Genomic DNA, 12,195 nt, shown 5'->3' with positions numbered 1-12,195 from the left:
TTTTGAATATTTTCAGTCCATGTCCTAGAGTACTTGTAACCACAAGAAGGACAGAGCTTAGACTTACAAGTAATAGGGAACAGGTGTGTAACAGGACAGTGAGGACATTTGAACTTGACAAAACCTTTTGAAATATCCCTGCAGGCAAGAAATTTATCAATGGAAAGTTTAATATGTTCAAGGTGACTGTCGCCAATATTATTTTTCTTGCAAAATTTTAAGGAATCTAGTAAAATATTGTTGTTACTGAAAATATATTTTAGTTTATTTTGTGTAATGTTTATCATAAATATATTATACAAAAAAATCAGCCGAATTTCTATTCGGCTTTTTTTATCAAATTAATAGTTAGATAAGTTAAATTCTATGTTTATACTAAACCCTGTTTAAAAATAAGAATAAATTTTTATAATAAGGTTGTTTGATAGTTAATTCATAATCATTCAACTAAATTGTTTTTTAGATATTTTAATTATTTAAAAATATTAGGTTTTTATTCTTTGCTAGAAAAGTTTGTAGTAAATCTGTTATTTAAATGGGGTTCAGTATTAAATTATTTAGATTAATAATTATTTTTATTGTAATTTTTCAAAATCCTTATCAAGCAGTGCAGGTGTAAATTCAGTTATTACAGTTTCTATCAAATTATTCTTGTAATACGGATCTTCTTTTAATATTTCCTCAAGTTCTGCCTTTGTTACGTTATATGCCAAAATAAGTCCACCAGTTGGGGGATTTTGCCGTCCTCCTGCAATAAATTTTTCAGCATCAATATTTTTTTGAATAAAATCAAAATGTTCCTGTCTAAATTTTCCCACTTCTTCAAGTGATTTTGTATAAGTTGTAGATATAACAAAAATTGGTTTCATAAATTTATTTTCCTTTCTCAAATTATTTTTTTCACGATATTATAGTTATATTTTACAGTATATTTCAAAATAATCAATAAAAATATTTAATTTGTTAATAAAACTATAGTAAAAATAGCTTCAAAAACTATATTTTATGAACAAAATTTTTTATATACAAAGTAATGTGAAATTGAATTTTATTTATGATTATGGTATACTAAATTAAATTTTGGGGATGCCAATAAAAAAAGGAGGCAAAATTATGTTTTTAGAGAGAACGGAGCGACTGGCATTAGTTGACTTTGAAAATAAACATATTAATTATATTGATTTGATAAATAATATAAAGTATTTTTCTGAATATGTAGTTGAACTGGAAAAAGAAAAATTTGGGCTGATTGTTATGGAAAATCGTCCAGAATGGATATATAGTTTTTTTGCAGTATGGGATAAAAAATCTGCTGCGATTGCACTTGACGCAAACAGTAACTCTGGCGAGATTATATACGTTTTGAACGATTCACATCCAAATGTGATTTTCTACTCGAATGAAACAGAAGGAACTATTTTGGAAGCAGTTGAAAAATATAGTTCAAAAAATACTGTAAAATTAATAAATGTGGATAAAATTACAATTGAGCAGGAAAAAATGAGTGCTATAAAAAATATGCAGTTTGAGCTGGAAAATCCGACTGGAGATGAAACGGCAGCTATGCTTTACACTTCTGGGACAACTGGGAATCCAAAAGGGGTGATGCTCTCGTTTAATAATCTGAATACTGAGATGGAAGGGATTTATGAAAAGGGGATATTTGATCATAGGGATCAGATTTTGGCAATATTGCCATTTCATCATGTTCTGCCATTGACGGCAAGTGTACTTTTGATGTTAAAATATCAGACTTCGATTGTATTTGTGGAAAAAATTGCAAGTAAGGAAATATTTGACGCACTTGAAAAAAATAGAGTAACCGCAATAATAGGTGTACCAAGGGTATTCAAGCTATTTTATGATGGGATAAAGCAGCAAATTGATGCAAAATTCATTACACGATTTATTTATAAAATGATGAGCAACGTAAAATCATTGAAAATAAAAAGAAAAGTTTTTGCAAAAGTTCATAAAAAATTTGGTGGACATCTTGACTTTATTGTTGCCGGTGGAGCAAAAATGGATCCTGAGATTTCAAAATTTTATGAAACATTGGGATTTTATGCCCTTGAAGGTTATGGACTTACTGAAACTGCACCAGTTATTGCTGTAAATTCAAAAAAAGAAAGAAAAATTGGAACAGTTGGAAAAAAATTGAATAATATAGATGTAAAAATTGTAGATGAAGAATTGTGGGTTAAAGGGCCGATTGTTATGAAAGGTTATTACAATAAGCCTGAAAAGACAGCAGAAGTAATCACTGAGGATGGATGGTTCAAGACAGGAGATTTGGCGACAATTGACGAAGAGGGTTATATCACAATTCGTGGAAGAAAAAATACAATGATTGTCCTTTCAAACGGTAAGAATATTGATCCAGAAACGCTTGAAAATAGAGTAATTGCAAAAAGTAACGGATTAATCAAGGAAATCGGCATTTTTAATTACAATAATAAATTAGCTGCAATAATTGTACCTGAATTACTGGAGTTCAGAAAGCGTGGAATTACAAACACAAAGGCTTATATTAAAAATATTGTGGAAGATTATAACTTGAAGGCACATAACTATGAAAAAGTGCTTGACTACAAGCTGTTTGAAGAAGAATTGCCAAAAACTCGGGTTGGAAAAATTCGTAGATTCATGTTGCCAGATTTATACGAAAAAAATGAAATCACAAAAAAAGAAAAAATGCCTGAACCTATAGATGAAGCATACAAGATATTAAAAGAATACATCAAGAAAAATAAAGGGATCGAACCACAGCCAGAAGAAAATCTGGAGCTAGAAATTGGAATGGATTCTCTCGACATTGTAGAATTTTTTGCATTTATTGAAAACAGTTTTGGACTTCATCTGGATGAAGAAAAATTTTCTGAAATGCCAAATCTGAAACTGTTATCAGAGTACATTAATCAAAAAGCTACAAAATTTGAAGATAGCGATGTAGACTGGAAACAGATTATAAGTGAAACAAAACCGATACAAGACGACAAAAACCGATGGGTAACAAAGTTGTTAAAAGTATTCCAGCCAATAATTGACTTATATTTCAGAGTAAAAAAAGTTGACAGAAAAAAATTAACAGACAATCCACAAATTTTTGTATCAAATCACCAAAGTTTTGTAGACCCGTTAATTTTAGGTTCATTATTTCCAAGAAAAATTATTTTTAATACATTATTTTTAGCAATTGACTGGTATTTTAAAAAAGGTGTAATGAAATTGCTCGTTTCAAATGGAAATGTTGTGTTAATTGATATTAACAAAAATATTAGAAAAAGTGTGGAAGAAATAGTTGGATACCTAAAAAGTGGAAAAAGCATTGTAATTTTCCCAGAAGGAGCAAGAACAAAGGATGGAAAAGTTGCCCAGTTTAAAAAGGTATTTGCTATAATCTCAAAGGAACTAAATGTAGATGTTCAATGTCTTGGAATAAAAGGTGCATTTGAAGCATATTCAAGATATATGAAGTTCCCAAAACCGAAAAAAATCGAAGTAGCAGTGCTGGAAAAATTCTCACCAGAAGGAAGCTATGATGAAATCACACAAAAAGCAGAAAAAATTATAAGAGAATATGTTGAGAATTAATAGAATTTAATACAAGAGAATGTCTTGCAAGATAGAAGAATCCAATTATAAATTTTATATATCTACTGTTTTATAAAATATACAATATTTATTAGTAAGATTATTTCTAACTAAAAGACATTCTTTTGTTATAGAAATAAGAGAAAGAATGATAATTCTTAGTTTTTATTATATATTTTAGCATTGTATTTGAGTATATGATACACCCAAATGAGAAAATAAGAAAAAATTCAAAAAAGGTGTTGACAATAAAAATTAATTATGATATACTAATTGAGTAATTGTGAGTTGAAAAACAACAAATATTCATAAATGCCTTGGTGGCGAAATCGGTAGACGCACAGGACTTAAAATCCTGTGGGAATTTATCCCGTGCCGGTTCAAGTCCGGCCCGAGGCACCATAAAAAATCATATTATGCGGGAGTAGCTCAGTTGGTAGAGCGTCAGCCTTCCAAGCTGAATGTCGCGAGTTCGACCCTCGTCTCCCGCTCCAAAATATGAGCCATTAGCTCAGTCGGTAGAGCACTTGACTTTTAATCAAGGTGTCACTGGTTCGATCCCAGTATGGCTCACCATTTAATTATAACCATATGTGCCTGTAGCTCAGTTGGATAGAGCAACGGCCTTCTAAGCCGTGGGCCAGGAGTTCGAATCTCTTCAGGCACGCCATATGGATCCATAGCTCAGTTGGTTAGAGCACTCGGCTCATAACCGAGCGGTCGCTGGTTCAAGTCCAGCTGGATCCACCATTGAAAAACTTGTGCGGCCTTCGTCTAGTGGTTAGGACCTCGGGTTTTCATCCCGGTAACAGGGGTTCGATCCCCCTAGGCCGTACCATTTATTTTTTTGGAACCATAATTTAAAATTGTGGTATTTTTTTTAAGAAATTTGTAATGTTTAATAAAGTTGTGGGTGGATGTCCGAACGGTAAGGGACCGGTCTTGAAAACCGGCGAAATCGCAAGATGTCTGGGTTCGAATCCCAGTTCACCCGCCATATATAGTATGCCCAGATAGCTCAGTCGGTAGAGCAAGGGACTGAAAATCCCTGTGTCCGTGGTTCGATTCCGCGTCTGGGCACCATTAGAATAGCTAAAAATGTGATATATAGTGCAAATCAGTGTTTATGCTGAAATGCACTTTTTTCTTTTGTTTATGGTACCTTGCGGTTGTATTCTGTTTTAATCTGTTTCTATTTATTTACATACATTAAAAATTTATTGGCAACTTACTGGCAACTTATTGGCAACTATTTTAATAGACTAATTTATTTATAACATCTCTTAATTCTTTAATAGTCCAATGAGTATATACACCGTCTGTAATGTCTTTTTCCCTATGTCCAACAATTTTTTTTATTTTTGAAGCTGATTCATTTTTTAAACGTCGCATTTTAGTTATAAATGTATGCCTAATTGAATGTAAATTACCTGAAGTATTGTATTCTGAAAGAATTTTGTCAAAATGATATCTTAGAGAATCATATTTTTCTTTAAATAAATACTTGTCGTCATTCATAAATTTTTTTATAATAGGAAAAATTAAATGATGAATAGGAATTTGCCTATTCATTCCGGCTTCGGTTTTTGATCCTGTTACAAAGTATCGCTCTTTTAAGTTAATATTTTTATTTTCTATTCTAAGTAAATCTGCACTTCTCATTCCAGAATAGAATAACATCAAAATCATAGCACTATACCTATCTTTAGTATTTTCATATCTTTTCCATAAAAGTCTTACAAAATTATCTTCAAACACTACTCTTTCAACAGTTTTGGTAATTTGTGATGAAGATTCTAAATATAGTGGGATATTTTCTGATACAATTTTATTTTTTATTGCATCTACATATATTGATTTTAAAACTGTAAGAGCTGCTTTTCCTTTATTTTTAGCATACTTATCAAGTCTTGTCTGATAATCTTTATAATCAAGAAATATAAATTTACATTCTAGTATATCTTCAAATATACTTTTGAAATCAGTAGAATATCTGTAAAACGTTTCTTCTGTTTTTATATTTTTAACGTGATTTGATTCAGTCCAGCGATTAAATAAATCAATTAATTTTAAATCGGCATAATCAACATTTAAATTTCTTGAATTAAATTCAAAAAGTATTTTTTTGGCTTCTTTTAAAGTTTCAGCACTTCCTATAATAGGTCTTTTATATTTCCCTTTCTTCTTAAAAATACTTCCTGTTCCGTTAGGATTTCTCATTATTAAACACCTGCCTTGCTTGAAAGTGCTTTTACTAATAAAGAAATACTTTCAGATTTAAACTTTTTATTTTCAATGATGTTCCACACTTGAAGATGATAAATTAAATTATTTTTGTTTAATTTAAATTCAAAGAAAGTATTTTTTCCATAATTTTGATTGCCATAAATTAGAATATAAAAATTGAGCCATTTTAATTCTTCAAAATTTAAATCTCGATACAGAATAACATAGATCTTTTGATTGTAAAAAATAATTCTAGCTTCTCTTTTTTCATTTGTATTGAAATCATTTATAATTTCAACTTTATCATGCATAACTTTAAACACCTCTTTTCTGCCAGTGTTTTCAGTTACTTTTTCAAAATTTCTTTCCATAAGAATTCCTCCAGTATAAAATAAATTTATACAGAGTAGGATTTCTTAAAATTATTCAATATTTTTTATGATAAATTTATAGTATTTTTTTAAAAATTTTTTTATTTCCTCACTATCTATTGATAGAGATTCTAATAATTGTTTATTTACAAGCATTATTGCATTAATATCTTCAATATTATGTATATTTTCATTATGAGATTTTATATTTTTATCATTATCTAAAAGAAAATAATTGGGATCTTTATTATAAATTTTAGATAATAGTAATATTTTGTCTGAAGGAATATTCTTTATCTTTCCTGTTTCATAGTCGTGTAAAGTAATTCTATGTAAACCAGTTAATTCAGATAGTTCATTCAAGGTATATCCCTGTTTCTTTCTTTCGAATTTTAATTTTTCATTTAGTTTCATTTGTCCTCCCGACTAAAAAAATTATATTAGATTAGTATATTTTTATATAGAAGCTAATGAATACAAATAAATTATAACATATTTATCAGTAATAACAAAAAAGAAATAGTATTTTATTTCAAAAAATAAATTTATAACTTATTTTATGAAATAAATATGTTAAAAACTTACGAAAATATGATATAATTGAATTAAGTAAAAATAAATTGTAATAAATTTAAATTAATCGAGAAAGGATGATAAAAATGAAAAAAAAGGGGAAATCTTTATATACTGTAACAGGGATTTCTAAACAAATAAATTTAAGTTACTGGAAATTTGTAGCATTAGCAAGAAGAGGAGATTTAGATTTTGTTAAAGCAGAAAAAATAAATGGCATTTGGAAATATTATTTTGATCCATTAAAAACAGCTAAATATCTTAATGAATACAAAGAAGTAACTAAAGGAAGAGTATAATAAATTTTGATATGTTTCAATTTATTGAGAAATAAAATTGAAAATTATTTAAAGAATTAAGGGAATCTAAAAGAGGAAGGTGGATAAGTGGCTGTATTTAAGGTAAATAAAAATAATAATTATACGGTAATTTCAAACACTCACTTGAAAGAAAGAAAGATGACATTAAAAGCAAAAGGATTATTGACACTAATGTTAAGTTTACCTCCTGATTGGGATTATTCTATAGAAGGTTTAATTTTTATTTGTGTTGAAGGAGAGCGAGCTATAAATAGCACTTTAAATGAATTAAAAGAATTTGGATATTTAAGAATAGAAAAATTACCACCTCGAAAAGGGAAAAATCAATTTGAGTATATTTATAATATTTATGAAAAACCTTTAAAAAAAGAAGAACGCCAATTAAAAAATGTAGAGGTACAAAATGTAGGTCTACAAAATGTAAAACTACAAAGTGAAGCCGTACAAAATGAAGGACAATTAAAGACTAATACATTAAGTACTAAAGAATTAAATACTAAGTTATCAAATACTTATTCTCTCTTTATGGAAAAGTGGAATGAATTAGCAAAAGAATATGAATTGAGTTTAATAAAATCTTTTACAGAAAATAGGAAAAAAAATTATCTGAACTACTTGGGAAATATACTCAAGAGGAAATTTTAGAAACGATGTTTAAAATAAAGAATATAAACTTTTTGCTTGGGAGAACTGATAAATCAAACTGGAAAATATCATTTGATGATTTTCTGAATGAGGAAAAGTTTATAAAGATACTGGAAGGAGCTTATTATGATGAAATTAAGCCAACTGGCAGAAAACAGGATAAAAAAATTTCAAAACCAAAATCAGCAGGAGCAAAAAAAGAGTATGGATTCTGATGATAAGTTAAAAGAAGCGATACAAGCAAGTAGACAACTTAAACAACAGGAATTGCAGAAAAAAATTGAATATTTTCTTAATATTTCAAATTTGCCAGTTCGATGGAAAGAATATGTTTTTGAAAATTCTGAAATATTATCTGAAGAAGAAAAAATAATCAAACAGAAACTTGAATATTATTGTGAGCATTTCAAAGAAGCTCAAAAGAATGGGTTGGGATTGTATTTATGTGGAGAGATAGGAACAGGAAAAAGTTTTTACAGCCTGTGTGTGTTTAATGAACTGCTAAAAAATGATTATAAAGTCTATAGAACAACTTTAAATGGAATTTATCAGAGAATCCAGTCAACTTTCAGTAATTTTAACAATTTAACTGAAGAACAGGTTTTTAAGGATTTGCTTCAAGCAGATTTGATAATACTTGATGATTTAGGGAAAGAAAATATATCAGAAACTTGGGGAAAGTCAAAGTTGTATACGATATTTAATTTTTTCTATGAAAAGGAAAAATGTATTATTATATCAACAAATTTAGGTAAGGAAGAAATTGCAAATTTTATGGATACACAAGGAAATGATGCATTGTTGGACAGATTTCGAGAAAGATTGGATACATTGGAATTTGTGTGGGAGAGTAGAAGAAAGGAAATAGGAAAAAAATTATTTGAAGAATTTTGGAATAAGGGATGATAAAAATGCGTAAGATACTATGATGAAAAATTTTTAACAATTAACGATTTAGAGATAAAATTTAAGATAAAAGAGTGGGAAGCCAAAGAAATTCATTTGGCCATAAAGAAAGAACTACTAGCAAAAGGATTTAGATTTATAAAGGGAAGAATACCAGAAAAAGCAGTATTGGAGAAAATTTATGATTATTCAGAAGAGGGGAGAAAAAATGAAAATATATCTAGAACACTTAAATTTTGATTTTAAGAGAATTTTATTTGACAGGCAACTAATTAATACCAAAAATTGATTTTAGAGCGAAATTACCACCTTAAAATTGATTTGAGAGCATATAATGAATATATTTAACAAATAAAATTTTGAAATGGAGAAGGAGAAATGAACAAAACGGCATATATAAATGTTGTAGTTTATTTAGCAATAACAGGAATAATACTGTTTATTTTCGGTTTAATTTGTACTATTTTAACTAAAGAAAAAAGTAAATATTTATATTATCCTGTTATATTGCTGATAATGATAATATTTCTAACGGGTTATTTCGTTATTTTCAACAACTGATTTGTCAAGAATGGGAGCATTGTATCTTAACATATCAGTAAACCAGTTTAAATTGTGAAAATCATAATCTTTTTTTAAAGAAAAGTTTTTAGAAAAAATTTTTAAAAAGTTAATAAGTTTTTCTTTGCTAATTTCTTTATAATCAGCCTGTTTAGCATTTTCACCGTTTAGAATATAGGTACAAAAATCAATATAGGCATTAAAAGATTTTCTGTCAAAAAATAATAAATCTGCTGAAAATTTATCAGTTTTCTTGATGATTACATCAAGTTTATATAAATTTTTTAAAAGCATATTTGAATATTTTTCATCAGGCTGTCCAACATTATTACAAAAAAAATCATATTGATCTTTGTCTGATATGACAGTTCTGTATTGAGATAAAGTGGTGTAAGTATGGCCAATAACATCAAAAATTTCTGGCAATAAATCCATAAAATTATGATAGTCATCAATAATGTTATGTACTTTTATTTGATTGTTTTCTTGCCTGAAGGAAATATTTCGATTAAGAAAGTAGGAAAAAATTTTATCAATGAGCACAACCATTATTGAAGTGATAAAAGCAGATGTAAAGAGGGAACCTAAATATTTTAACATAAAAAACCTCCTATTTTTTTGAATATATAATATCATAAAAAATAATTAATAACAAAATTTTTTGAAAGAAGGGAGAAAAAATGAGAATATATCTAAAACCTTCATACATCAATTTTAAAAGATTTTTATATAAAAGGCACAGTTTTATACAAAAAATTTATTTTATAGCGAAATTACCACCTTAAAATTGATTTGAGAGCATATTTAGAAAAAATTGTTAATTAAAATTTAGAAAGAAAGGAAATTAATTATGACTGAGAGTTTAATAGAAAAAATAGAAAAATCAATAACTAATGAAAAATATGGAGATATTGATAATATAACGTATAATGAATTTAAATTGATAAAAGAAAAAATACAGGAAAAAATTGAAGAACTTAGAAATGTTGGAGGCTTTGAAGATGAGATAGAAGAATCGGAAATGGCATTGGAAGATGAAGAAATTACGTATGATGAACTTATAATAGTACTAGAAAATTTGGAAGAACTATAAAAGGAAGTGACAGGAATGAAAATGAGCAAATTGATTTATTGGATGCTTGCTCTAATGTCGTTTACATTAAGACAGTTGGGAGCATATAATTATGAAATAACAATAAAAGTTGTATGTTGCGTTATAGATTTAATTGTAATTTTAAGAATACTAAGTTATTTGATATCAATAGGATGTTTTGAAAATGATTATATAACAATGAAAAAAAGTCGTTATCATTATGATAACGACATAAATAGATAACATTTCACATTAACGTTATTATATCACACATTTAAGAAAATTTTAAGTATAAAAATTTTATTTAACGAAAGAATTTAAATGGAGGTAAAAAATGGAAAAAGAGAATAAAATAAAAACAAATAATAAAAGTAAGAAATGGTATGAAAATTTGAAGAAGGAAGTTGTAAACCAGTTTGAGAACTCAAACTCAATTGAAGAATTAAAGAAAAATTTTTCCAAAGCAGGTTACAAGATTAAAATAACAGACAAAACAATAACATTAACTGATAAAGAAAATTTAAGTGTAAGATTAAAAACTTTAGATAAAACTTATACAAATGAATATGTGTTTGAAATGTTTGAGAAAAAAGGGAAAGAATTAATTAAATCTGAAAACGATGATAAGAAAAATTTTATCAAAAAAATAGGGAGAAAACGATGTTATAGAAATTCTTCTGTCAGATGTCCAATGAGAAGAGAATTTTATTATGTTAAATTTGCAACAAGAAAATTCTAAAGAATCCCCGAAGGGTAGAGGTAGAGGTGAAATTCTTTATATTTAATATCTGCTGATTCTGTAATAAATAACAAGTATTACAACAGATATGACAATAAAGTCTCTCACAGTCGTACCTCCTTTATATAAATATAGAGGCTTTTGCGAAGCCAAGAAGATTATAACAAAAAAGACTGGAAAAATCCAGCCTTTAATATTCGCAAAATTTCTATATTTTATATAAAGTACCCAACGGGTTTTACAAGTTTATTATATCATAAATTAACAAAATGTCAAACTATAAAATCAAAAAAATTAGGAGATGAAAAAAATGAAAATAATAAGCATAATAAATCCAAAAGGTGGAGCAGGGAAAACAGTAACAGCCATAAATGTTGCATATGCTCTTAAAAATAAAGGAAAAAAAGTATTATTGATTGACACAGATCCAAGAGGAGCTATAGCTTCTTATCTCAATATAAGAAATGAAAATACAATTTTTGAAGCATTGAAGGAATGTTATGATAATCTAGGAATGATAGGTGGCAGTAAATATATAAATGAGAAAAATGGAATAGATATAATTATTAGTAATATGTATTTTAATCAGATTGATGAATTTTTCAAAAAGGAAGGAGATATAAATGGACAGGAACAACTGAAAATATTTAAAGATTTTTTTGAAAACTTTAGTGAATATGACTTTGTAGTCATTGATACGGAAGGTACTGTAAATAATACAGTCAGAGGAATTTTAAATGTGACGGACTATGTCTTTGCACCTTCAAAAGTTTCATTTATAGACACTAATGGACTTAGGGATTTGCTTGAAATGATGGAAATTGCAAAAGTGGATAATTATAAAATCAAGCTTTATAAGGTGTTCTTTGTACAGGTTAAGGAAAATACGAAAGTTTTTAAGAAGGCACATATGGAAATGAAAGAAATTTTAAAAGATATGTATTCGGATATTTATGTGAGAGAAGATGCAAATATATTAAATTCAATGGAAAAACATAAGGATATATTCAGTTTTAGGAAGAGCAGTAATGCGGCTATTGATTATAAAAATTTAGTGAATGAATTTTTGTACAATGAAATATATCCGAATGAAAAAAGATAGAAAGGAAGTTATTATGGGAGATATAATGCTAGTAGTTATAGATAAAGAAATTGAAGCTGGGATGG

The 12,195-nt window shown here is 27.7% G+C and carries 16 protein-coding genes and 8 tRNA genes; 18 read left to right on the top strand and 6 right to left on the bottom strand.

The window, feature by feature from the left end:
• The coding region (locus K324_RS15645) for a transposase zinc-binding domain-containing protein (protein WP_211231548.1) at positions 1-287 on the bottom strand (287 nt) is incomplete at its 3' end.
• Between the two features lie 288 nt (positions 288-575).
• The gene (locus K324_RS0114005; protein ID WP_026749681.1) at positions 576-869 is read right to left on the bottom strand and encodes a YciI family protein; all 294 of its coding nucleotides are present in this window, start codon (positions 867-869) and stop codon (positions 576-578) included.
• Positions 870-1,113: 244 nt separating this feature from the next.
• On the opposite strand from K324_RS0114005, the gene K324_RS0114000 reads away from it, so the two are divergent.
• The 9 genes from K324_RS0114000 (at position 1,114) to K324_RS0113960 (ending at position 4,677) form a co-directional block, all read left to right on the top strand.
• Positions 1,114-3,594, top strand: a complete 2,481-nt coding sequence (locus tag K324_RS0114000) for an AMP-binding protein (RefSeq protein ID WP_026749680.1) — start codon at positions 1,114-1,116, stop codon at positions 3,592-3,594.
• Positions 3,595-3,908: 314 nt separating this feature from the next.
• Positions 3,909-3,996, top strand: a tRNA-Leu gene (locus K324_RS0113995).
• A 16-nt stretch (positions 3,997-4,012) separates the two neighbouring features.
• Positions 4,013-4,088, top strand: a tRNA-Gly gene (locus tag K324_RS0113990).
• 6 nt (positions 4,089-4,094) lie between these two features.
• Positions 4,095-4,170 (top strand) — tRNA-Lys (locus K324_RS0113985).
• A 17-nt stretch (positions 4,171-4,187) separates the two neighbouring features.
• Positions 4,188-4,264 (top strand) — tRNA-Arg (locus tag K324_RS0113980).
• A 3-nt stretch (positions 4,265-4,267) separates the two neighbouring features.
• A tRNA-Ile gene (locus K324_RS0113975) sits at positions 4,268-4,344 on the top strand.
• Positions 4,345-4,357: 13 nt separating this feature from the next.
• A tRNA-Glu gene (locus tag K324_RS0113970) sits at positions 4,358-4,432 on the top strand.
• A 73-nt stretch (positions 4,433-4,505) separates the two neighbouring features.
• Positions 4,506-4,591: transfer RNA gene (locus K324_RS0113965), tRNA-Ser, on the top strand.
• Between the two features lie 10 nt (positions 4,592-4,601).
• Positions 4,602-4,677 (top strand) — tRNA-Phe (locus K324_RS0113960).
• 171 nt (positions 4,678-4,848) lie between these two features.
• Here K324_RS0113960 and K324_RS0113955 read toward each other — a convergent pair.
• From K324_RS0113955 to K324_RS0113945, 3 genes are read right to left on the bottom strand one after another with little or no spacing between them, the layout of a single operon-like run.
• A complete protein-coding gene (locus tag K324_RS0113955) occupies positions 4,849-5,814 on the bottom strand; it encodes a tyrosine-type recombinase/integrase (protein WP_026749679.1) in 966 nt (321 codons plus the stop codon).
• A 2-nt stretch (positions 5,815-5,816) separates the two neighbouring features.
• On the bottom strand, positions 5,817-6,191 hold the full coding sequence (locus K324_RS0113950; protein WP_026749678.1) for a hypothetical protein: 375 nt from the start codon (positions 6,189-6,191) through the stop codon (positions 5,817-5,819).
• 51 nt (positions 6,192-6,242) lie between these two features.
• Positions 6,243-6,605, bottom strand: a complete 363-nt coding sequence (locus K324_RS0113945) for a helix-turn-helix domain-containing protein (protein WP_026749677.1) — start codon at positions 6,603-6,605, stop codon at positions 6,243-6,245.
• Positions 6,606-6,850: 245 nt separating this feature from the next.
• On the opposite strand from K324_RS0113945, the gene K324_RS0113940 reads away from it, so the two are divergent.
• The 5 genes from K324_RS0113940 to K324_RS15925 all read left to right on the top strand — a co-directional run bounded on the left by K324_RS0113940 (position 6,851) and on the right by K324_RS15925 (position 8,875).
• On the top strand, positions 6,851-7,063 hold the full coding sequence (locus K324_RS0113940) for a hypothetical protein (protein WP_026749676.1): 213 nt from the start codon (positions 6,851-6,853) through the stop codon (positions 7,061-7,063).
• Between the two features lie 87 nt (positions 7,064-7,150).
• Entirely contained in the window at positions 7,151-7,729 is a 579-nt protein-coding gene (locus tag K324_RS15075) for a hypothetical protein (RefSeq protein ID WP_051354481.1), read from the top strand.
• 5 nt (positions 7,730-7,734) lie between these two features.
• Positions 7,735-7,944, top strand: coding sequence for a hypothetical protein (locus K324_RS0113930; RefSeq protein ID WP_026749675.1), 210 nt, complete (start codon positions 7,735-7,737; stop codon positions 7,942-7,944).
• A complete protein-coding gene (locus tag K324_RS0113925; RefSeq protein ID WP_026749674.1) occupies positions 7,934-8,635 on the top strand; it encodes an ATP-binding protein in 702 nt (233 codons plus the stop codon). Before K324_RS0113930 ends, K324_RS0113925 begins: the two co-directional genes overlap by 11 nt.
• A 96-nt stretch (positions 8,636-8,731) precedes the next feature.
• Positions 8,732-8,875 (top strand): hypothetical protein, encoded by a 144-nt coding sequence (locus K324_RS15925; protein WP_155282334.1) that lies wholly within the window; start codon positions 8,732-8,734, stop codon positions 8,873-8,875.
• Positions 8,876-9,163: 288 nt separating this feature from the next.
• On the opposite strand, the gene K324_RS0113915 is transcribed toward K324_RS15925, so the two are convergent.
• Positions 9,164-9,796 carry a hypothetical protein gene (locus K324_RS0113915; RefSeq protein WP_026749673.1) on the bottom strand — a complete coding sequence of 211 codons (633 nt, stop codon included), beginning with the start codon at positions 9,794-9,796 and terminating at the stop codon, positions 9,164-9,166.
• Positions 9,797-10,046: 250 nt separating this feature from the next.
• Here K324_RS0113915 and K324_RS0113910 point away from each other — a divergent pair, with 250 nt between their 5' ends.
• From K324_RS0113910 to K324_RS0113895, 4 genes are all read left to right on the top strand, one after another.
• The gene (locus tag K324_RS0113910; RefSeq protein WP_026749672.1) at positions 10,047-10,289 is read left to right on the top strand and encodes a hypothetical protein; all 243 of its coding nucleotides are present in this window, start codon (positions 10,047-10,049) and stop codon (positions 10,287-10,289) included.
• 15 nt (positions 10,290-10,304) lie between these two features.
• Positions 10,305-10,532 carry a hypothetical protein gene (locus K324_RS0113905; RefSeq protein WP_026749671.1) on the top strand — a complete coding sequence of 76 codons (228 nt, stop codon included), beginning with the start codon at positions 10,305-10,307 and terminating at the stop codon, positions 10,530-10,532.
• Positions 10,533-10,623: 91 nt separating this feature from the next.
• Positions 10,624-11,028, top strand: a complete 405-nt coding sequence (locus K324_RS0113900) for a relaxase/mobilization nuclease domain-containing protein (protein ID WP_026749670.1) — start codon at positions 10,624-10,626, stop codon at positions 11,026-11,028.
• A 310-nt stretch (positions 11,029-11,338) separates the two neighbouring features.
• Positions 11,339-12,130 (top strand): ParA family protein, encoded by a 792-nt coding sequence (locus K324_RS0113895; protein WP_026749669.1) that lies wholly within the window; start codon positions 11,339-11,341, stop codon positions 12,128-12,130.
• The last annotated feature ends 65 nt before the right edge of the window (positions 12,131-12,195 follow it).

Source organism: Leptotrichia trevisanii DSM 22070, assembly GCF_000482505.1.
Classification (GTDB): domain Bacteria; phylum Fusobacteriota; class Fusobacteriia; order Fusobacteriales; family Leptotrichiaceae; genus Leptotrichia; species Leptotrichia trevisanii.
This window is presented reverse-complemented; position numbering and strand designations above follow the sequence as displayed.